This window comes from Streptoalloteichus tenebrarius, assembly GCF_024171885.1.
In the GTDB taxonomy this organism is placed as follows: Bacteria; Actinomycetota; Actinomycetes; order Mycobacteriales; family Pseudonocardiaceae; genus Streptoalloteichus; species Streptoalloteichus tenebrarius.
This window is the reverse complement of sequence record NZ_JAMTCP010000003.1, coordinates 86,953-104,910: the sequence shown is the minus strand read 5'-3', so window position 1 is coordinate 104,910 and position 17,958 is coordinate 86,953. Positions and strand designations below refer to the sequence as shown.

General features: G+C 69.3%; 18 protein-coding genes. 7 read left to right on the top strand and 11 right to left on the bottom strand.

Translation table 11 applies throughout. The annotated features are described in order from the left end of the window. Positions 1-89: 89 nt before the first annotated feature. The 3 genes from LX15_RS04105 to LX15_RS04095 all read right to left on the bottom strand — a co-directional run bounded on the left by LX15_RS04105 (position 90) and on the right by LX15_RS04095 (position 2,446). The gene (locus LX15_RS04105; protein ID WP_253668114.1) at positions 90-1,556 is read right to left on the bottom strand and encodes an RICIN domain-containing protein; all 1,467 of its coding nucleotides are present in this window, start codon (positions 1,554-1,556) and stop codon (positions 90-92) included. Between the two features lie 134 nt (positions 1,557-1,690). Next, a complete protein-coding gene (locus LX15_RS04100) occupies positions 1,691-1,909 on the bottom strand; it encodes a hypothetical protein (RefSeq protein ID WP_253668113.1) in 219 nt (72 codons plus the stop codon). Positions 1,910-2,071: 162 nt separating this feature from the next. Next, entirely contained in the window at positions 2,072-2,446 is a 375-nt protein-coding gene (locus tag LX15_RS04095) for a VOC family protein (protein WP_253668112.1), read from the bottom strand. Between the two features lie 44 nt (positions 2,447-2,490). Here LX15_RS04095 and LX15_RS04090 point away from each other — a divergent pair, with 44 nt between their 5' ends. Continuing rightward, positions 2,491-2,958, top strand: a complete 468-nt coding sequence (locus LX15_RS04090; protein WP_253668111.1) for a MarR family winged helix-turn-helix transcriptional regulator — start codon at positions 2,491-2,493, stop codon at positions 2,956-2,958. Positions 2,959-3,075: 117 nt separating this feature from the next. Here the strand turns inward: LX15_RS04090 and LX15_RS04085 are convergent, their stop codons facing one another. Next, positions 3,076-3,915 carry a carbon-nitrogen hydrolase family protein gene (locus LX15_RS04085; protein ID WP_253668110.1) on the bottom strand — a complete coding sequence of 280 codons (840 nt, stop codon included), beginning with the start codon at positions 3,913-3,915 and terminating at the stop codon, positions 3,076-3,078. Positions 3,916-4,113: 198 nt separating this feature from the next. On the opposite strand from LX15_RS04085, the gene LX15_RS04080 reads away from it, so the two are divergent. Further along, the gene (locus LX15_RS04080; RefSeq protein WP_253668109.1) at positions 4,114-4,548 is read left to right on the top strand and encodes a GNAT family N-acetyltransferase; all 435 of its coding nucleotides are present in this window, start codon (positions 4,114-4,116) and stop codon (positions 4,546-4,548) included. 279 nt (positions 4,549-4,827) lie between these two features. Next, positions 4,828-5,535 carry a hypothetical protein gene (locus LX15_RS04075; RefSeq protein WP_253668108.1) on the top strand — a complete coding sequence of 236 codons (708 nt, stop codon included), beginning with the start codon at positions 4,828-4,830 and terminating at the stop codon, positions 5,533-5,535. 207 nt (positions 5,536-5,742) lie between these two features. Here LX15_RS04075 and LX15_RS04070 read toward each other — a convergent pair whose 3' ends face one another. The 5 genes from LX15_RS04070 to LX15_RS04050 all read right to left on the bottom strand — a co-directional run bounded on the left by LX15_RS04070 (position 5,743) and on the right by LX15_RS04050 (position 11,362). Then, positions 5,743-6,558, bottom strand: a complete 816-nt coding sequence (locus tag LX15_RS04070) for a hypothetical protein (RefSeq protein ID WP_253668107.1) — start codon at positions 6,556-6,558, stop codon at positions 5,743-5,745. 6 nt (positions 6,559-6,564) lie between these two features. Then, complete coding sequence (locus LX15_RS04065) at positions 6,565-7,257, bottom strand: papain-like cysteine protease family protein (protein WP_253668106.1); 693 nt, start codon at positions 7,255-7,257, stop codon at positions 6,565-6,567. Between the two features lie 260 nt (positions 7,258-7,517). Then, a complete protein-coding gene (locus LX15_RS04060) occupies positions 7,518-8,432 on the bottom strand; it encodes an XRE family transcriptional regulator (protein ID WP_253668105.1) in 915 nt (304 codons plus the stop codon). A gap of 685 nt (positions 8,433-9,117) precedes the next feature. Then, on the bottom strand, positions 9,118-10,062 hold the full coding sequence (locus LX15_RS04055) for a winged helix DNA-binding domain-containing protein (protein ID WP_253668104.1): 945 nt from the start codon (positions 10,060-10,062) through the stop codon (positions 9,118-9,120). Between the two features lie 259 nt (positions 10,063-10,321). Next, a complete protein-coding gene (locus LX15_RS04050) occupies positions 10,322-11,362 on the bottom strand; it encodes an aldo/keto reductase (RefSeq protein ID WP_253668103.1) in 1,041 nt (346 codons plus the stop codon). A gap of 128 nt (positions 11,363-11,490) precedes the next feature. Between LX15_RS04050 and LX15_RS04045 the strand changes: the two genes are divergently transcribed. Then, complete coding sequence (locus tag LX15_RS04045) at positions 11,491-11,781, top strand: contact-dependent growth inhibition system immunity protein (protein WP_253668102.1); 291 nt, start codon at positions 11,491-11,493, stop codon at positions 11,779-11,781. A 170-nt stretch (positions 11,782-11,951) separates the two neighbouring features. Here the strand turns inward: LX15_RS04045 and LX15_RS04040 are convergent, their stop codons facing one another. Then, positions 11,952-13,472: a DUF3558 family protein gene (locus LX15_RS04040; RefSeq protein WP_372502239.1), complete on the bottom strand. Its 1,521-nt coding sequence runs from the start codon at positions 13,470-13,472 to the stop codon at positions 11,952-11,954. A gap of 573 nt (positions 13,473-14,045) precedes the next feature. On the opposite strand from LX15_RS04040, the gene LX15_RS04035 reads away from it, so the two are divergent. Together LX15_RS04035 and LX15_RS04030 are read left to right on the top strand one after the other, a co-directional pair. After that, positions 14,046-14,561 (top strand): NUDIX domain-containing protein, encoded by a 516-nt coding sequence (locus tag LX15_RS04035; RefSeq protein WP_253668100.1) that lies wholly within the window; start codon positions 14,046-14,048, stop codon positions 14,559-14,561. A 225-nt stretch (positions 14,562-14,786) separates the two neighbouring features. Next, positions 14,787-15,122 (top strand): DUF8129 domain-containing protein, encoded by a 336-nt coding sequence (locus LX15_RS04030; RefSeq protein WP_253668099.1) that lies wholly within the window; start codon positions 14,787-14,789, stop codon positions 15,120-15,122. Positions 15,123-15,259: 137 nt separating this feature from the next. Here the strand turns inward: LX15_RS04030 and LX15_RS04025 are convergent, their stop codons facing one another. Next, a complete protein-coding gene (locus LX15_RS04025; protein WP_253668098.1) occupies positions 15,260-16,495 on the bottom strand; it encodes a glycosyltransferase in 1,236 nt (411 codons plus the stop codon). Positions 16,496-17,228: 733 nt separating this feature from the next. On the opposite strand from LX15_RS04025, the gene LX15_RS04020 reads away from it, so the two are divergent. Then, positions 17,229-17,705: a glycosyltransferase family protein gene (locus LX15_RS04020; protein ID WP_253668097.1), complete on the top strand. Its 477-nt coding sequence runs from the start codon at positions 17,229-17,231 to the stop codon at positions 17,703-17,705. Positions 17,706-17,958 lie beyond the last annotated feature (253 nt).

Here is a 17,958-nt window from a genome sequence, read left to right as displayed (position 1 = left end):
AATGGCACACGATGCTGCCCAGCCAGGACAGGCTCGTCGTGGGTTCGTCGCTCCTGGCGATGGGGGAGAAGGCCAGGAACCGGGAAGGGCTAGTAGGGCGCGCCCACCCGGCGCCACTTCTGGTTCGGGCTGTCCTTGCAGGTGTACTGGACAACCCTGGCGCCGTCCTCCGTCGATCCCTGAGCCACGTCGAGGCATTTCCCGCTGTGGCGGGCGAGGATCTGGAAGTAGCCGCCACCGAGGTTGGTGATGCGCCACTGCTGGTTCTCGCCCGCACCGCAGGTTCGCTGGGACACCTGCACTCCGTCCTCCGTGGACGAGGACGGCACCGTGAGGCACTTGTGGCTGTGCCGGACGATGACCTGGTGGTAGCCGGTGCCCAGGTCGCGCACCTGCCAGTGCTGGTTCGAGTTCGCGGCGGTGCCACACGCGTACTGGATCAGCCTGGTGCCGTCCTCCGCCGACTCCTTGGGCACGTCGAGGCACTTGCCGCTGTGCCGGGGCCGCAACTCCTCGTAGGCGTGACCCGCGCCGACGCCCTGAACCTCGCCGGTCGCGGTGTCGATCGAGATCCTCGGGTGCCAGCTCATCGACAAAGACCTGGTGGACGGGAAGCGCAGCGGCAGCCAGACGTACTCGGAGTCGTCGTGGGCGCCGTTCCACGCGCCCGCCCACCGGTCACCGAGGTAGAGGTACGAGGTGGTGGCGCTGCCCTGGATCGGCAGGACGAACGCCGACTGCGAGCCGTAGGTGATGCTGTCGCCGAGGTCCACCATCGCGCTCCAGGGACCGGCGATGCTGGTCGCGGTGGCGTACCTGGCCTGGTTGGGCTGCCAGCCGGTGACGCCCGAGGTCACCAGGAAGTAGACGCCGTCGCGCTTGAACATCGCCTGCGCCTCCCGTTTGACGCCGGTGAGGACGGTGACCGGCGCCGGGCCCGCCACACCGAGGTAGTCGGGGGTCAGGCGGAAGATGGCGAGGTCCCTCTGCTCACTGGTCGTCGAGATCAGGTAGGCCGTGCCGTCGTCGTCGCGGAACACGCTCATGTCGTACGACCTGTACCCGAGGGGCTGGAAGCTGCCTCGGTACGTGTACTCGCCGTCCACAGAGGACGATGTAGCCACCCCGACCCTGGACTCGCCGAAGTCGCCCGGCTTCTTCTCCTTGCGCGTCCACATCACGTACTGCCCGGTGCGGGCGTTGTAGATGACCTTGGGCCGCCAGAGGGCGGCCTCCTTCAGCTCGGGCGTCGGGTCCTGGGCCAGCACGTTCTCGCGCCGGAGCTCCCAGGAGCGCAGGTCGGTGGACCGGTACACCGAGACGTGTTGGAACTGGTTGTCGGGAGAGCGGTTCTCGCCGAACCAGTAGTAGTACGCGCCGACCTTGATGATGCCGCCACCGTGGCCGTGGAGGGGATTGCCGGCCGAGTCGGTGAACCCCACACCGTTGGTGATCGTGACCGGGGCGGCGTGGGCGTTGGTCACCACCACGAACGGCAACAGCAGGCTGACACAGATCGCGGCCGCTAGCCCGAGAACGTTCTGCGCCCTGAACATGGCGATGCCCCTTCGTTGAGCCGGACCTACCAACCTGGCCTACGCCAGAGGGAGTGGCAGCCGCCGTCTGGGGGCTGGCCCGCCGACATTCGGGTGACACCGCCCCGCCGCACAATGATCATGTCCTTCGCGGCTCACCTCTCCCCGTGGTTGTGCGGCGTGGGGAAGGTGATTCCGGTGCCAGGGTGCTCCGGTGTCACGGCTGCGAATGACGAGAACGTCGGCGGGGCCGCGGATACCGGCATCGCGGCACGTGAGCGGATCAGGAGCGCAACGTCGTCGAGCCGGGTGGACAGCCCCTGCAAACGCGTGCGCACGTTGAGACAAAGATCGAAACGGTCCTGCCGTTCCACACACACCTCCTTGTCTCACCTGTTCATGTCCGGCAGGACACGGATGTCACACCCACTGGCGAAAAAGGCGACCAACATCAGCTCCGCTCGAGGCGGGCCGTGACCTCGGTGCGATGCGAGCGTGCTGAGGTGGCCCGGATGGAGCGGGGATTGATTTGAGCGTCAGGCTGGGACGGTGGTGAACAGTTCGTAGCTGTGTCCGTCCGGGTCGCACACGTAGACCCCGCGCCCACCGTTGAGGTGGTTGATCGAGCGGTCCCAGCCGTGTTCCGGGCCGGAGCCGTAGGGGACGGTGCCGGCGTCGCTCAGGCGGCCCAGCACAGCGTCGAAGAGTTCGTCGTCGACGAGGAACGCGTAGTGGCCGGGGTGGAACCCGTCCTCGTCGTCGAAGTCGAAGGTGAGTTCGTCGTTGATGCGGACCGGAACGAAGGGGCCGGTCTGTTCGCCGGCCGTGAGGCCGAGCAACCAGGCGAGGAACTCGGCGGACCGCCGCTTGTCGCGGGCCGGAACGATCGTGTGGTTGAGCGTGATGGTCATGGCGCGATAATATATGCGTATCGCATACATGTGGAGGTGTGGGAGTGGCGGGACGCGAGCTGGCGGGAGCCGGGGCGGCGTTGTTCAGCGTGGTGCGGTTCTGGTCACGGCGCTGGGCGCTGCGCGCGGCGGGAGAACCCACGGCTGAGGAGCGCCGCGTGCGGGCGATCATGGTGCTGGAGGCGGTGGACACCGCCGCACGCACGAGCGAGGACGTCTCGGTCTCCGATGTGGCGCACCAGTTGGGCATCGACCAGTCCGGCGCCAGCCGGTTCATCGCCGCCGCCGTCGACGACGGTTACCTGCGGCGCTCCGCCTCGGCCGTCGACCGGCGGCGGGTGGACCTGACCCTCACGCCCAAGGGGCGTCGGCTCCTGGCTGATGCCCGAGCGTGGCAGGAGGAGGTCTTCGCTCAGATGGTCGCGGGTTGGGATCCGGTCGACGCCGCGCAGTTCGCCGGTCACATCCGCCGACTCGCCGACCAGCTCGCCTCGGATGCCGAGCGGCAGTGAGTGAGACGATGCCGTGTCACCGCTTCCTGGGCTTGCCCGTCTGCCTTCCGTCGGCGTTGGACGTGGCCAACCGAGGAGCGGCACGTAGGGGGCCGGGCAAGGCTCCCGGCCCCCTCGTCAGGCCTTCACGATGACGCGATCTCGCAGCGCTGACGGCTCGGGCCTGGAGAAGTCCTCCAGCAGTGGCTCCGCCGCTCGGACACGGGCCAACCGCGCCGGATCGAGCACGGCGCCGACGATCGTCGTCTCGTCGGGTCCGGCCTGGGCGACGACGCGGCCGTCGGGACCCCAGATCGCGCTGCCGCCGCACGCGTTCCACCCGCCCGTGGTGCCGACATGGTTGGACAGCACCACATACACCGTGTTGTCCAACGCGCGGGCGGGCAGCCACGTGCGCGACTCGTGGAAACCGTTGCCGACGCTGAACAACGCGCTCACCAGGTAGGCGTCCGCGCCCGCTCGCGCGGCGGCCCTGGCGTGCTCGGGAAATCCGCAGTCGTAGCAGATGCCCAGGCCGAGCCGCCAGCCGTCGACCTCGATCGTGCACCCGGCCCGACCTGGCTGGAACAGCTCGCGCTCGCTGCGGAACAGGAACTGCTTGTCGTAGCGGGCGACCAGGTCGCCGGAGGCGCCGAACACGAGCGAGGAGATGAACAGCGCGCCGTCTTCGTGCGTGGCGGCGCCGACCACCGCGACGCTCCCGGACTCCCGGCACGCCTCGGCGATCGGGTCGAGGCGAGCGTCACCCGCCGCCACCGCGTAGCGGGTGGGGTCGGACCCGATCAGGTCCGGTTCGTAGCCGCTGAGGAACTTCTCGGGCAGCACGACGACCCGCGCGCCCGCCTCCCGGATGAGTTCCGCGGCGGTCGCCGCGTTCGCCGCGACGTCACCGCGCACCGGACACGCCTGTGCCGCCGCCACACGCAGACCAGTGGTCGGCAGGGAGTTCGAGGTCACGGCCGGGACTCTACAGTGGAGCGAGGACAGGAACGCGTGGATGCCGTGGGCACCCGCCGCGCCGCATACCGCGAGTGCGCGCTCGAAGTCCGGGCGTCATGTCTGTCAAGCTCCCGCTCTCATCTGTATGAAGGTGCTTCCCCGTGGTTGAGGGGAATTCGCGCGCGGAGCGATCACCTCACCCGTGATCATGCCGGGATGGAGATCGACTACCGCTGGCGCGGCGACCTCGTCGACGCCGAACTGGTCGCGTTGACCCTGGCCCACAGGGGACAGGCGGAGCCGGGGTGGTGGGACAGGGTCGCCCGGCACAGCCTTGGCTGGGTGACCGCGAGACTGGGCGACGGGTCCCTCATCGGCTTCGTGAACAACGCCTGGGACGGGGCTGACCACGCCTTCCTGCTCGACACGAAGGTTCGGCCCGACCACCAGCGCCGGGGGATCGGGACCGAACTCGTGCATCGGGCGGCGGATGAGGCCCGACGCGCGGGTTGCACCTGGCTGCACGTCGACTTCGAGGACCACCTGCGCAGCTTCTACTTCGACGCCTGTGGGTTCCGGCCCACGCACGCGGGTCTGATCCGCCTGACCGGCGACACCTCTCTCACCGGTGACGGCGGCATCCAGTCCTGACTCGCCCACGCGGCGCCCTCCCGACCCCCGGGTCCAACGGCGGGCTGCCTTGATAACCAGTCTCGGCGCCGCGTATCAAGCTCCTGTTGACCGTGAGTGCGTGGTGTGGCACCGTGAGTTGCGCCATGCGGTCCGGGCGGTACCCGAACCGACAGCGTTCTCAACCCGATGCGACAGAGCGCGCAGCTCTGCCGATGAAGCTCAGCCGGCTGCCGCAGCACTGGCACGTGATCGTGCTGTCTCGGAGTGTCGAAGCGCTGGCTGTGATGGAGGCATGACATGTCGGTGCGTCAGTTCGCCGCGTACAGGAGCCCGGGAAAGGGTCGCGTGTTCGCACTCCTCGACGACCCGGCGGACACACTTGAGGTCGTGACGACGTTGGGAGCCGACGACCTCGCCCTGACGGACTCCCTCGTCGCGGAACTGAACGCCTACCTCGCCGAACGTGAGGACAAGGCTCTGGACGAGGTGCTGCGTCAACTGCCCGAAGCGGTTCGCAGGGCCGTCACGTCATTCCTTCGTCAGCACTGTGAGCCAGAGCCGGGCACGTACGGCGTGCACGGCGCGATCAGGCGTCTGCGCCTTGTCTACTTCGACGATCGAACTCCAGACTTCGAGGAGTACGTCGACGCGGCCTACATGATCGGACTCGGCGTCCGCGTGACGAACGAGGTCGACCCGGATGGTGAGATCGGCTGGGTCGTGGAGCTTCTGAGCGACGAGCCCTTCGTGCCTGCCAGCGCGGAACCACGGGCCTGGGCTCTCCCCGAGGGCGTCGCAGTCCTGTCAACATGGACCTCCCAGGAGCAGACCATCGGAAACCCCGTCAACGCCACGCTGAGCGTTGCCAGAACCGCGAGCAGGGAAGGGCATTGGGTCCGTTTTCACTCGCTCTCGCGAGAAGAGGGCGACAGCGAGAACGACGTGTGTGTGTCTGAGTTCGTTGTCGACACCTTCGACGCGCCGATCCCAGCCAGCCAGCACTGAAGTGGCATCGAAGGGGTGCCCGATACTCGTCAAGTGCGACGGGGAGCCCCGCTCACGCTCGTCGACAGCCCTGAGGGCTGGCGAAAGGCGGTCCTCCGGCCAGGGAGGACCGCCTTCCGCCGCCCCGCACCGAGGAGCGTTCAGGCAGAGGATGGAACAGTGTGGACACAACCGTCGATGGGAGGACGATCCACAGTAGACGGAGAGTCACTGGGGGATGTGTTTCGTGCGGCACCTCCTTCGCGCGAGGTAGGCCACACCGAGAAGCAGGGCCACGGCAGCAGCCAACCACGGAACCGAGCTGGACGACTCGGACGACCGCGCACCTCGCGGCGCGCCGGACGGCTGGGCCTGCTGCTCCCCAGCCGGGCGGCTGTCGCGGTGATGTGCTGAGCCGGGTTGCTTGTCGGCGTAGCGATCGCGGACCTGCCGCTGGTATTCGCCGAGCGGGACGAACACGCCGACCGCCGACTGCGGCAGGCTGGCCCGTAACAGGCGGACTCCGTCGTCGCTGAGCGCGTACCAACCGTTGATCTGGGGTTCGCTGAGCAACACCGTGTCGGACGGGAGTTGGCCAGCGAGCTGGCGCTCGTCGTCCCCGGAGAGCACGGTGTCCACTCGCCACTCCGTGCCCAGGTGACCCGGGCTGGCCGGGGTGACCTGGATGGTGGCCGTGCCGCCGTTCTGGGCGTGGGCGACAACGGCCACGTAGGCGAGTGTCGCGACGGAACCGACTGTCTCACCCCGGACGAACGCCGGGTCGAGCGCGTAGACCGGAACCCCGGTCGTCTCGACCGTGATGGCGCCCGGGTCCTGGTGACCAGGTCCGCGGAAGTTGCTGCGCGCGTAGCCGATCGCCTCGGTGGAGTGAGCGGCGGCCACCGCGGCGGAAACCTGCTCCGGAGTTGGTGGCGCCCACACCGGTGGCGCCGAGGCCACCGCCGCCGTACCACCGGTTCCCCCAGCCAGGGTGAGGAGCAGCAGGACGAGCGCGCCCAGCAGACGGCCCGCAGACCTGGTCACCGCCGGTCACCGACCCCGGGAGATGTTGGTGACCGTGTCACCCCAGGTGAACTGCTGGTTGCGCAGGAAGCTGTTGTACGACTGGGTCCGGTACCGCTGGTAGGTCGGCCACGGGTCGGCGACGTTCAACGTCTGGTTCGACGAGTCGTAGCCGTAGATCACCTCGGCGTGGCCGCCGCCCTGCGTCCAGTAGATCCCGGCCAGCATGGGCGTGCCGGCGTCGATCTGGCTGGTGATCGTCGCGAAGGACACCGCCCCGCCGGCGCTCCTGGCCGAGAACCCGGTGCGCTGGAAGCCCCGCACGATCTCGGGGATGGTCCCGCCCTGGTTGGGGCAGTTGCCGGCCGAGGTGCCCTTGCCCGCCGCGCAGAACTCCGCCTGCGAGGTGGCCGCGCCGTGGAACTGCTCGATGCTCACGCCGGTCGCGGCCCAGCACCAGTTGGTCTGCTGCTGGACCTGCTCCTGGAAGTTGAGGGTGCGTTCTGCGGGCCCGGCGGCGACCGTTCGGGTCGACTCGTCGAGGCGGAGGTGGCTGTTGTCGCTGAGGGGATGGGTCAGCACCAGGCCGTTCGGCGTCTGGTCGGACGAGGGCGTGGGCTCGGCGCCGGCCGAGGGGGACAGCGCGAGCGTGGCGGCCGCGACGGTGGCTCCGAGGACCAGGGACAGCCGTCCGGTCCTTCGTCTGGACACAGTGGACACGGGGTTTCTCCTTCTGCCACAGGGGAAGGGGTGTCGGACCGCACCCCAGCAGGGAGTGATGACGCTGGCAGGGCGGTGTTCCACCGCCGCGTTCACTCTCGCTCCGCCGGCCAGTCGCGGCTACCTGCGTTCGTCGTAACGTGCTTGAGCCCGACGATTTACATTTGGCAGTTATTCCGCTCGCCGGTCACACGCGAAGGATCGAGACGTGAGCGCGGTTCGCGTCGCGTGGAGCGGCCCGGCGGTAACGGCCCGGTCCGTCACCACTCCCAGGAGATCCGGTAACACCCGGGAGCGGCGTCGGAGAGGGCGAGCTGGACGCAGTGCGACCCGTCCAGCAGCGCCTCGCCGCCCCGCCTCACGTCCTTGTCGCCCGTCACCTGCCAGGCGCAGCGGGACGGCACCGCTCGGGGATCGAAGGCGACTTCGACGTAGTACTCGTGCACTGGGAAACGCAGCTTGTTCTCCCAGTACGTCGACGGGTGAGGTGAGGCCGGGTGCCGCACCTCGTACTCCACCATCAGGGAGTCGCCACGGGCCAGCTCCCGGTCGAAAGCGACAGACGCGACCAGATAACCCTCATCGGGCAGGTATGTCGCGGTGTCGACCGAACAGTGCCGCAGCGGGCGAAGCTCGGGGCTGCGTGGATGTGGGCGGTCGAGCATGCACACGACGGAAAGCCGCGACACCCCGGAACGCGTGGCGCGCAGCACCAGGCGCACGTGCACGGACTGCTCGGCGCCCTGCGGGCTGAGTCGCACCAGGTTGTGCTGGCTGAGCCGGACGAGGTACTCGTCCTCGGACTCCACACTGCGCAACAGCGCCGGTATCCGCGGCTCGGTCGACCACACGGTCTCGGCCGGCAGCCGGCGCTGCCCGTTCCTGCTGAGCCCGCGCGGGCGCGGCGGGCCCAACAGGCAGGTCAGGGCGCCCTCGGGAAGGGCGAGCACTTCTTCCAACAGCGCCAGCGCCATCATCGACTCGGGCCGCTCGGGTCGGCGCCGGCCGGACTGCCAGTGGCTGAGCGTGGCCACGCTGACCTGACATCCCCGCTGGGCCAGACGATGGCGGATCCGCTCCAGGCCGAGTCCGCTCCGCTGGATCGCGGCACGGAGCACCTTCTCGAACGACCGGTCGTCCGCCGCGTCGACGTGTTCCCGCATCTCGTCCGACATCGCCCATCCTCCGCTCCGTCGGAAGTGGCAGCAGTCCGCACAGGCGGCGAGTTCGTTGCTTCCCGTCATGCGTTGAGGCCGGGCGCGGTTCTCACATGCTGGACGCGGCGGGCGAGGTCCGTGCTCCGGGCACACGGCCACGGAATGCGGCGGTTCTGTTCGCTGCCTGGGGCCCTGGCCTCCGAGCTGTTGCGGTCTGCGTGGCGCGCACGGGGTTCGCGAACATCCGACTGTGCCCTCTTCTTCCTCAGAGCGACGGCAGGGGAGCCGAGGCAGGGAGCAGGTCAGCAGGTCCTCGGCAGCACCGAGGCACCCGAAGGGGGCGGCGTGACGGCAGACCGTACGCCACGCGTGAGAAGGTGGCAACACCGACGGCCCAGGGCGTTCAGGAACCTGTCATGGCTCGACGCCGCCGGTTCCTCGCTGGGGAGGAGGCTGCCGCGTCCACGTGCGGCTGCCGTGCTGGCGACCACCGCTCACGATGTGGCGGGTCACCCTGAGCCTGTTCGGGGCGGTGGTCTGCGCGACGACGACCCGAACCGACGAGGTGTCGGCTGAGGTTGTTGTCCTTCGTCGTGCCATGAGGACTGAGCGGGCCGCTGCGCTCCTCCCTCATCGTGGAGCACCTCGCGGCGTTGCGCGGGAGCCTGACCGGCGCTTACAACGCACCGCGCGGGGCCACCGGTCAGCGAGGAGACGCCGCGACCTGGACGCGGTCGGTCTCGTGGTCCGAGAGGAACATGGCGAGTTCCCGCCCCTGCTCGGCGACGTCGGTGCGCTCGGCTCGGGGGAACGGTCGTAGCGGGGTGACGACCACGGTGCCCGCGTCGACGTTCCAGGTCGCGGCGACCCGGCCGTCGACCAGGATGACGCGGGCGCCGGCGACCGACAGGCCGCGGTGGACGTCGTCGATGATCCGCCCACGGTCCTGGTAGCCGAGGATGGCGTTGTCGAACGCCGGCAGGAACCGCACCGGGGCGGGCGTGTCGGGAGCCGGCCGCGGCGCGTCGGGAAGGTCGATCAGCTCGCGGCCGTTCTCGTCGCGGAAGGTGACCAGCTCGTCGTGGATCGCCCCCACCGCGGCGGGCAGGCCGGCCAGGCCGCACCAGGCCCGCAGATCCGCGACGGACGCGGGGCCGAGCGCGGCCAGGTAACGCCGGACGAGCTCCTGGCCGACCGGGTCGGCTCCTTCCCCTGCCGGCTCGACCTCGCGGCCCAGCCACGAGGAGAGCAGGATGTTGCGCACTCCTCCCTTGGCGCGCCACAGCCCGCGCGGCGGCATCTGCGCCACCGGGATGAGCGCGGGGATCAGCATCTCGCCCAGCGCACGCGGCGTCGACGTCGGGAAGCGTGCTGCGAGCATCCGCACGAGTTCGGTCGTCCTCCGGGGCTGGCCGTCGGCCATCACCGCCCTGCCCGCCGCCCCGAGCTGGTCGAGGTCCACCCCGTCCAGGTCGCGGCGGTAGCCGCCGAGGGCGCGTCGGCGCAGCATGGCCTCGTGGCGGTCCGCCAGGCGTCGGTCGACATCCGCCGGCTCTCCTCCGAGGTGTTCGTCGCCCCGGACCATCCCCTGGCCCAGGAACCGGCAGCGTCCGACGCCGTGCCCCGAGCGAGCAGGACGCGGGGGCACCCCACACCCTGTGGGGTGCCCCCGCGCCCTCGTCCACCCAGGCTGACTGTTAGGGGAGTTCCGCCTCGCTTAGGGGTCGACAGGATGGAGTTGTTGCGTAGTAAGGGTGTCTGGGTTTGGGCGGGCGCACTCGCCGCGCCCGCCGTGGCGGCAAGCGTGGCGGGAGCACCGTCCGCGACACAAGAACAGGATGGCCGCCCGCTCGTCCTGCGCGTTGTGTCTACTGTGGACAGATCCGAAACGTGTTCGACATCAGGCGTCACCGCGGGTGAAGGACCAGATCGGACGGGCCTCGGAACTTGAGGGGGATGCTGGCCTGGTGCCAGTGCGGGTAGATCAGTGGTAGCGCGCTCACCGCGTCCAGCCGGCCGATCTCGGACTCGGTCAGTTCCAGGTCGGCGGCCCGGAGATTCTCGACGAGCTGGTCGTCGTCGCGCGCGCCGACGACGAGACTGCTGACGGCGGGCTTGGCGAGCAGGTAGGCCAGTGCGACCTGCGCCGCTGTCGCGTCGCGCTCCTCCGCGACCGACACGATGACCTCGACGGTGTCGTAGAGCTTCTCCACGTCGCGGACCGGAGGCTCGCTCCATCCCGCGAGATGTCGCCCCTGCTCGGGCTGGCGGTCGCGGCGGTACTTGCCGGTGAGCAAGCCTCCCGCCAGCGGGCTCCACACCAGCACGCCCAGGCCCTGGTCCACCGACAGCGGCAGCAGTTCGTACTCGGCGTCCCGGCTCTCCAGGGAGTAGTAGATCTGGTTGCTCACGAAGTGGTGGAAACCATGGCGTTCGGAGATCCCGAGCGCCTTCATGAGCTGCCAGCCGGTGTAGTTCGACACCCCGAGGTAGCGCACCTTCCCCGCCCGGACCAGGGAGTCCAGCGCTTCGAGGGTCTCCTCCAGCGGAACCTGACCGTCCCACTCGTGGACGTGGTAGATGTCGATGTGGTCGGTGCGCAGCCGACGTAGGCTCGCCTCGGCCTGGGCGAGGACGTGGTGACGCGACAGCCCGGCGTCGTTGGGGCCCTCACCCATCGGGAAGCGCACCTTCGTCGAGATCAGCATCGCGTCACGTCGACCCTCCAGGGCCTTGCCGACGATCTCCTCGGACCGGCCAGCCGAATAGGCGTTGGCGGTGTCCACGAGGTTGATCCCTGCCTCCAGACACAGGTCGATCTGGCGACGGGCGCCCGCGATGTCCGTGTGTCCCCAGGAGGACAGGGCGCCGGTGCTCCCGAACGTCGCGGTCCCGAGCGCGAGCACCGACACCCGGAGGCCCGACCGGCCGAGCTGGCGGTACTTCATGACGACTCCCGTCTGCTCATCCACCCGTAGCCGGGGCGAACGCCGGCGCGGGCGGGGCAGCGCGGCGCCCGTGTTCAACCTAGCGCGCCGCCGAGGACGTGGGTGTCGCGAACATGCCAGGATGGGCCATGACTGAGACCCTGGTCTACCTCGCGCGGTGCTATTTCCACCAGGACTACGACCTGCTCGCACCCACCCCTCTCGGTATGGTGGAATCATTCGTCGCCAACGAATGCCAAGACACCGTGAACAACCTGTTGAACGAGATCAACGAACTGTTCGCAACGCGTGTGTCCGAAGATGAGGCGGAGACGCTCTGGATGAGACGAGGTAATTCCTCTACGAGCCGACCAGGAAGTCAGGAATCAGTCACGTCGAGTGGTTGGCGCAGATCAGGGATGTGCTTCTCCGGCCCCTGAAGCCCGAGGAAGCCGGGATCTCGCCGTCTGAATGACGCCGCGACCGCGATGGGGAGGGCACGGGGGCCGGATGGCCCGGGTGCCCTCCCCGGCCGCTCAGATCCGACCGTCGAGGCGCCTCCGCCAGACGGGACACCGTCCAGCCGGGAGGGTCCGACGAGGGTCGAGGCTCACCGCAGGTACCGCTCGGCCAGCATCGTCATGACCTGGTCGAGTCTGCTGAGCTTGCTGGTGTCGGCAGTGGCGTCGGCCGAGCCGCGGGCCGGCCACGCCTGCACCTCGCCAGCCAGGTAACCCGGCTTGGTGATGTCCCCGGTCGTCGACAGGTAGATCTCGTACTGGGTGCCCTTGCTGGCGGTCCACGACACGCCTGGCGCGCCCCCGAAAGTCTTCTTCTGCCGGTTCTGGTACAGGGACGGGTCCTGGCCGAACTGGTCGGGTGCGTAGCGCGGGGTCAGCGTCACCCTGACCGCCACCGCATGGGTGGGCTCGCCCCAGTAGCAGTGGCCGCCGTAGACGATGGGCCGCATCTCCTGACCGAAGACCTGCCGAACAATCTCGTCCGCCATGGAGCAGGTGACGTTCGGGTTCTTGTCCGCTGCGACCATCAGGTCCTTCTTGTTGGTCGGCACTCGGGCGGCGACGTGGGGCTCGCACCCCATCGACGATCCCGCGCTCGTGAAGTCCACGCATGCGCCCGGCGCATCGCCGTCCGGCTCATCCGGACGGAAGGTGAGGGGACGCTGCGGCGCCGCGGGGGACGGCGGCGCGCCCGCGAGGACCCTCATCGCCTCCGCGGCGATGTTCGCGACGTTGTCGCAACCCTGGGTTTTCACCTCGACCACGGCATGCGACGCCAACTTGTCCGAGTTACCCGAGGGACCGTGCGCCCAGCTCACCCAGCAGTTGTCGCCGAAATCCATCACCGCGGCCGTCCTGCCCCCGATCTGGCGTTTCACGTGATTGCCCTGAAGCGGGTCGCTCGTGTAGCGGATCTTGAACCAGACGAACGTGCCGGCCTGCTTCGTGTCCTTCGTGTCCTTCTTGTCCTCCTCCAACCTGCACTCGTCCACCGAGTCCTGGATCGCTGTCGAAACACGCAGGTCCGGCCGCTGGGGGGTGGCGGCCCTGGCCAGGGTGCAACCGTCCCAGTCGGACAGTGGACGCGTGGCGGGGTCGACCTTCAGCGCGTCCGGAGTGGCCAGTCGGGCGGCCGCCGCGCCGCCGAGGGCCCTGGCCTGGGCACACGTGTCACTGGACGTTGACTCACCCCGCCTGACGTCGAGTCTGATCGACAGTGTGAAGCTCACCGGGATGTTCAGCTCGCACGGCGCCTTCTCCTTCTGCTCTCCCCGGAAGAGGTACGCCCGCACGCCGCCGAGCTCGATCGGCTCCGACCGGTAGCGACTGCCGTGGTCGAAGTGATGACCGATCCGCACCTCGGCCTTGTCGCCCCCGTTGCCCAGGTAGTCGCAGGTGTGTGGCCCCTCCGGCACCGAGCGAGCGAACCCGGCCGACTTCGCCGCGGACGGGTCGACCAGGGCACATGCGTCGAGCTGGCGCAGCGCCGAGAGCACGGCCTCGGCCGGGCGGTCGCTGGGCCGTTCCACCGAACCGGAACGACCAGGGCCGAGCGGCGTCCCGCTGACGACCGTCGTACAGGACACACAGGCTGTGAGGGCAAGCGCCATCCACAACCCAACTCCACGAATCCTCAACTCTCCCCCTTGACGCACACCGCTGTCCGGCGTGTTCCAACGGTGCAAGATCATAGGAGACGCCGATCCGCGCCGTATCGGTCATGGCTGACATCGGTGAACGCCAGAATGCCTCGGAGTGACCAGGAACCCGGTCCGTGGCCTGATCCGCTTGGCGCCGCGCCGAGGATCGCCGCGCGACTCGGCACCAGCATCACGCTGACATGACCGGCCTTACCAGCCGAATGGTCGCGGCGGTTTCCCCACCCGAACTCCCAAATCCGGCGGGTTCCCGCTCAGGCGAGCTACTTCCACCCGCTACAAATGATTGTTCGCGGTGTCCCACACCGAGACGTATCACGTCGGCGACGCTTCCAGCACCACGATCCGCGGTCCGCAGCACCGACGGTGACCTACCATCGCTGCCGCCCGGCCGGCAACAACCGAGGACGCCCAGACCTGGGCGACGGCGGCGGGATCGTGGGTTGGCGCACGCCGCCAAGTGGGGGAATCGGCTCGTCTGCCGTGCCCGGTGCTGGTCTGGCGTGGCTACCGTGCCGACCCGTGATGATCAACGCACACGGTGACTCGCCACAGGACGTCGAAAGGAACTGGACCCTCAGCCTGTACGCCGTCCGCGTCGCCGCCCACGCCCTCGTCCATCATCCGCTCCAGCCGGAGCTGGTGCTCGTCTCTCGCACTGTCGGGCGAGACTACTGGCAACTCCCCGGCGGATGCCTCGACGACGGTGAACATCCGCGACAGACCGCGGTCCGCGAACTGAAGGAGGAGCACGACGTCGACATCACCCTCGGTCGGCTTCTGGCCGTCGAGTGGATTCCCGCAGGAACGTTCGGCGTCGACGGCTTTCCTGGTGCCACGTTCGTCGTTTACTGCTACGCCGCCATCCTCCCCGACGCGCGCGTCGGGCAGGACCACGCCGAGATCGCCGAATGGGCCTGGCTGCTGCCCGAGGAGGCAGCCGACCGGATGTCCGAACAGCAACGCGGGTTGATGCTCAACGCCCTCGACGCCGAACGCGACGGTCACACGGCTGAGCTGATCGACGGGCACGCCCAGTGACAACCGCGGCGAAGCTTGGGCTGGACACAGCCCTGTCGTGCCCGGGCTGTGGCCAGACCCCTGACTGAGGACTCCCGGTGGTGTTGCCCGGTCGGCTGGTGGCCGTCCCCTGGACGGGTTCCCAGCCGGGCGGCAGCCGACCTGGTCAGCCAGCATCGACTCGGTGTGCCGTCACGGCGGCGTTGGTCGCGACCCGTCGGGTCACGAGCGAGCGAGGGGCTGGGCATGGCGAGTGAGGACCAGGCGCCACTTCCGCACTACGACGAGCTGACGTTGGACGACCTTCGGCACCGCATCCGCTCGCTGGACGAGGACGCGCTGTCCCGTCTGCTCGACTACGAGCGGGAGCACGCCAACCGGGTCCCCGTCGTGCAGATCATGACCACCCGGTTGGACGAGCTCCGCTCCGGTGCCCAACCTTCTCCCGGTGAACAGCAGGAGACCCAGCCGGCGCCGCACACGCGGGGTGGGTCGCCGGTGGGCAAGGACACGGCCGCGGAACCCATGCATCCACCGCCGCACGGCGTGCCCGGCATGTCGCCTCGCCACACCAAGCCCTGAGGCTCTCGTGGCGAGACTCCGCGGTCCTGACGGTCGGGGACAGGGCCGCGACCGCCCCGCCGCTGGGGCGAACCCAGCGGCGGGGCGGCGCCTTCTCCGACCCCGACGGTCCCGCGTGGTGCACGGTCGTCCGTGGTTCACACGGACACTGACGGCCTTTCGCGGTTGATCACGTCGAGGAGCAGCTTCGCGGCCACCGTCGCCCCGTCGGTGCGCATCGCGCCAGCCACGGCGGCCGCTCGTGCGCTGGTCTCGGGCGCCAGGGCCGTCCTGAGCGTGGCCGACAGGGACTCGAAGGACGGAGTCGGGCCGTCGTGGGCCGCGCCGATGCCCAGTTCGGCCACCCGCCCGGCCCAGTACGGCTGGTCCGTTGCCTGAGGAACCACCACCTGGGGCGCACCGGCTCGCGTGGCCGTCGTCGTGGTGCCCGCGCCGCCGTGGTGCACGACGGCGGCCACCCGGGCGAACAGCGCGTGGTGGTTGACCTCGCCGACGGCGAAGCAGTCGTCCCGGTCGTCGACCAGGGACAGGTCGGCCCAGCCGCGGGCCACGACCACGCGGTGCCCCTGCGCGCGGACCGCCTCGATGGCCACCTGGGCGACATCGGCCGAGGCGTGCATGGGCATGCTGCCGAAGCCCACGTACACCGGAGGTGTTCCGGCGTCGAGGAACGCCACGAGGTCGTCAGGGAGTGGGCGGTCGTCTGGCAGCATCCATGCGCCGGTCTGGACGACGTCCAGGTCCGGTGTCTCCCGCCAGGGGTCCAGGATCGGGTCTGTGGCCAGCCACGGCTGGTCGCCGATGACGTAGTCCCGGACGTTGTCCACCGGTGGCAGGCCGAACGACGCCCGGTTGGTGTTGAGCGCCTCGCCGAACAACGCGTCCACGCTCTGGGCGTCCAGGTCCCACAGCACCCGGTTGTCGGTCACCTCCGGAGGGAACGGCCGGCCCGGGTACGCCAGCGGCGGGTGGTGCGGCGAGGGCAGGGTGAGCTGCTGGAAGGTCACCGACACGGAGCGGATGCCCAGTTTCTCGGCCACGGACAGCGCGCCGGCCGCGGCGGGCAACATGCCGGTCACCACCAGGACGTCACATCCCTGGGCTGCCGCCGTGACCACCTCGAACTGGTTCGCGATCAATTCGGCCGCCTGCTGGGACAGGGACGACGGCGGTGGCGCCGCGGCTGTCAGCGCGCGTGCCGACGGGCCGACCGGCACCAACGACACGCCGACGCCGGCGAGACGTCGCGCGAAGTCCTCGTCCGGCGGGGCGCACATCCGCACCTCCGCGCCGAGTTCCCGCAACCGCACCGCGAGCCCCACCAGTGGTTCGACGTCCCCGCGTGACCCGTACGTCGACAACAACACACGCATTTCCGCGACTCCCGTTTTCGTGGGCTTTGGCTTCGGCCGGCGATTCTGCGGCAGGGCCGGGGTCTTGCCGCAAGCCCCCCTGTGCGCTATAAGTTGAGAGTGGAAAGAGGGGTTTTCTCCTCTTTCCTTCACTCGGGCTTCGCGGTCGCGTCGTCAGGACACCGGGACGCGAGGGTTCCCGGTGGTGATCAGAAACCGCCGCCCAGGAGCCCCCTGGCGTCAGGGCCTGCAATCCCTGAATTCCGAGTTGTTGTCGAGCGTTCTCACGGACCTGTCTCGGCAGTCATCCGTGCCGCCTGCTCGTGCTGGGGCTCGCGTGTGTGCCCGCGTACAAACCGGCCCCGGAGGTCTACCTGGAGGCGGCACGGCGGCTGGCCGGTTCACCCCGGATCCTGTGTCGCCCTGGAGGATTCCCTGCTCGGCGTCGCCGCCGCGAAGGCCGCCGAGATGACGGTGGCCGCCATTCCCACCCCTGCGCGCCGATCCGGTGAAAGTCCTCGCCGCGACCAGGATCTGCGGCCCGCTGTTCAGCCGCGTCCACGGCCGGCGACAGCTCCTGACGGACCTGGAACGCGAGACTGACGCCTTGAGGAACGCGTGGTGAACCTGACGGCGATCGAGGAGTTCCGCCTCCCGACCGCGGGTACGGCGACGGTGCGGACGCCGGGTAGCCACACAGGACGTCGGCGTCCTCTCTCCCATCCAGAAGACGACCGTCCAGAGCGCGGCGAGGTTGACACGGCACTCCGCCCCCAGTGTGCTGCTCCGCGAGGCCAGGAGACGCCGGGCCGACCTCGTGCACGGATACGAGTGGTTCCCCGCGGTGGAGGCCTACCTCGGGCCGCACCTGCTGTTGGGCGTGCCGATCGTCACCACCGTCCTGTACATGACGCTCACGTCCTTCCTGCCCCGGTGCGCGCCCCTGGTCGTCGGTTCCGAATCGCTGCGCGAGTACGCCGTCGAGCAGGGTTTCGTCGACGTCACGGTCCTGGGGCCCCCGGTCGACGTGCGGGGCGATCACCCCGGTGTGGACGGCGGGAGCTTCCGGGCCGAGTACGGGTTGGAGCCGGACGTGCCGCTCCTGGCGGTGGTTTCCCGCCTGGCGCGTTCGATCAAACTGGAGGGGATCCTCACCGCCTGCGACGTGTGGCGGGGCTCAGTCGAGATGGCCGAACCGTCCAGTTGGTCATCGTGGAAGACGGGCCGGTGATGGGCCACTGTCCAACAACGAGCCACGCGAGCCAACGGCACTGCGGGAAGACAGGCCGTGGTGCTCACCAGCCCACGCCCCGCCTACGCGGCCGCCGACGTGGTGCTGGGGGAGTTCCGCGTTGCGGCGCATGGCGTTCGCCAAACCCGTCATCGTCCAGGGTGAGTGGGGTTTCTGGCGCCTGCGCGAGCCAGCGTCCGTGCGTGATGGTGACTTCTACGGACTGGGGACCGCCGCTAGACCGGGGTGCGGC

Coding starts and splice junctions, on each gene's coding strand:
- LX15_RS04105 (WP_253668114.1), bottom strand. CDS start 1,556: ATGTTCAGGGCGCAGAACGTTCTCGGGCTAGCGGCCGCGATCTGTGTC.
- LX15_RS04095 (WP_253668112.1), bottom strand. CDS start 2,446: ATGACCATCACGCTCAACCACACGATCGTTCCGGCCCGCGACAAGCGG.
- LX15_RS04080 (WP_253668109.1), top strand. CDS start 4,114: ATGGAGATCGACTACCGCTGGCGCGGCGACCTCGTCGACGCCGAACTG.
- LX15_RS04075 (WP_253668108.1), top strand. CDS start 4,828: ATGTCGGTGCGTCAGTTCGCCGCGTACAGGAGCCCGGGAAAGGGTCGC.
- LX15_RS04060 (WP_253668105.1), bottom strand. CDS start 8,432: ATGTCGGACGAGATGCGGGAACACGTCGACGCGGCGGACGACCGGTCG.
- LX15_RS04050 (WP_253668103.1), bottom strand. CDS start 11,362: ATGAAGTACCGCCAGCTCGGCCGGTCGGGCCTCCGGGTGTCGGTGCTC.
- LX15_RS04045 (WP_253668102.1), top strand. CDS start 11,491: ATGACTGAGACCCTGGTCTACCTCGCGCGGTGCTATTTCCACCAGGAC.
- LX15_RS04040 (WP_372502239.1), bottom strand. CDS start 13,472: ATGGCGCTTGCCCTCACAGCCTGTGTGTCCTGTACGACGGTCGTCAGC.
- LX15_RS04035 (WP_253668100.1), top strand. CDS start 14,046: ATGATCAACGCACACGGTGACTCGCCACAGGACGTCGAAAGGAACTGG.
- LX15_RS04030 (WP_253668099.1), top strand. CDS start 14,787: ATGGCGAGTGAGGACCAGGCGCCACTTCCGCACTACGACGAGCTGACG.
- LX15_RS04025 (WP_253668098.1), bottom strand. CDS start 16,495: ATGCGTGTGTTGTTGTCGACGTACGGGTCACGCGGGGACGTCGAACCA.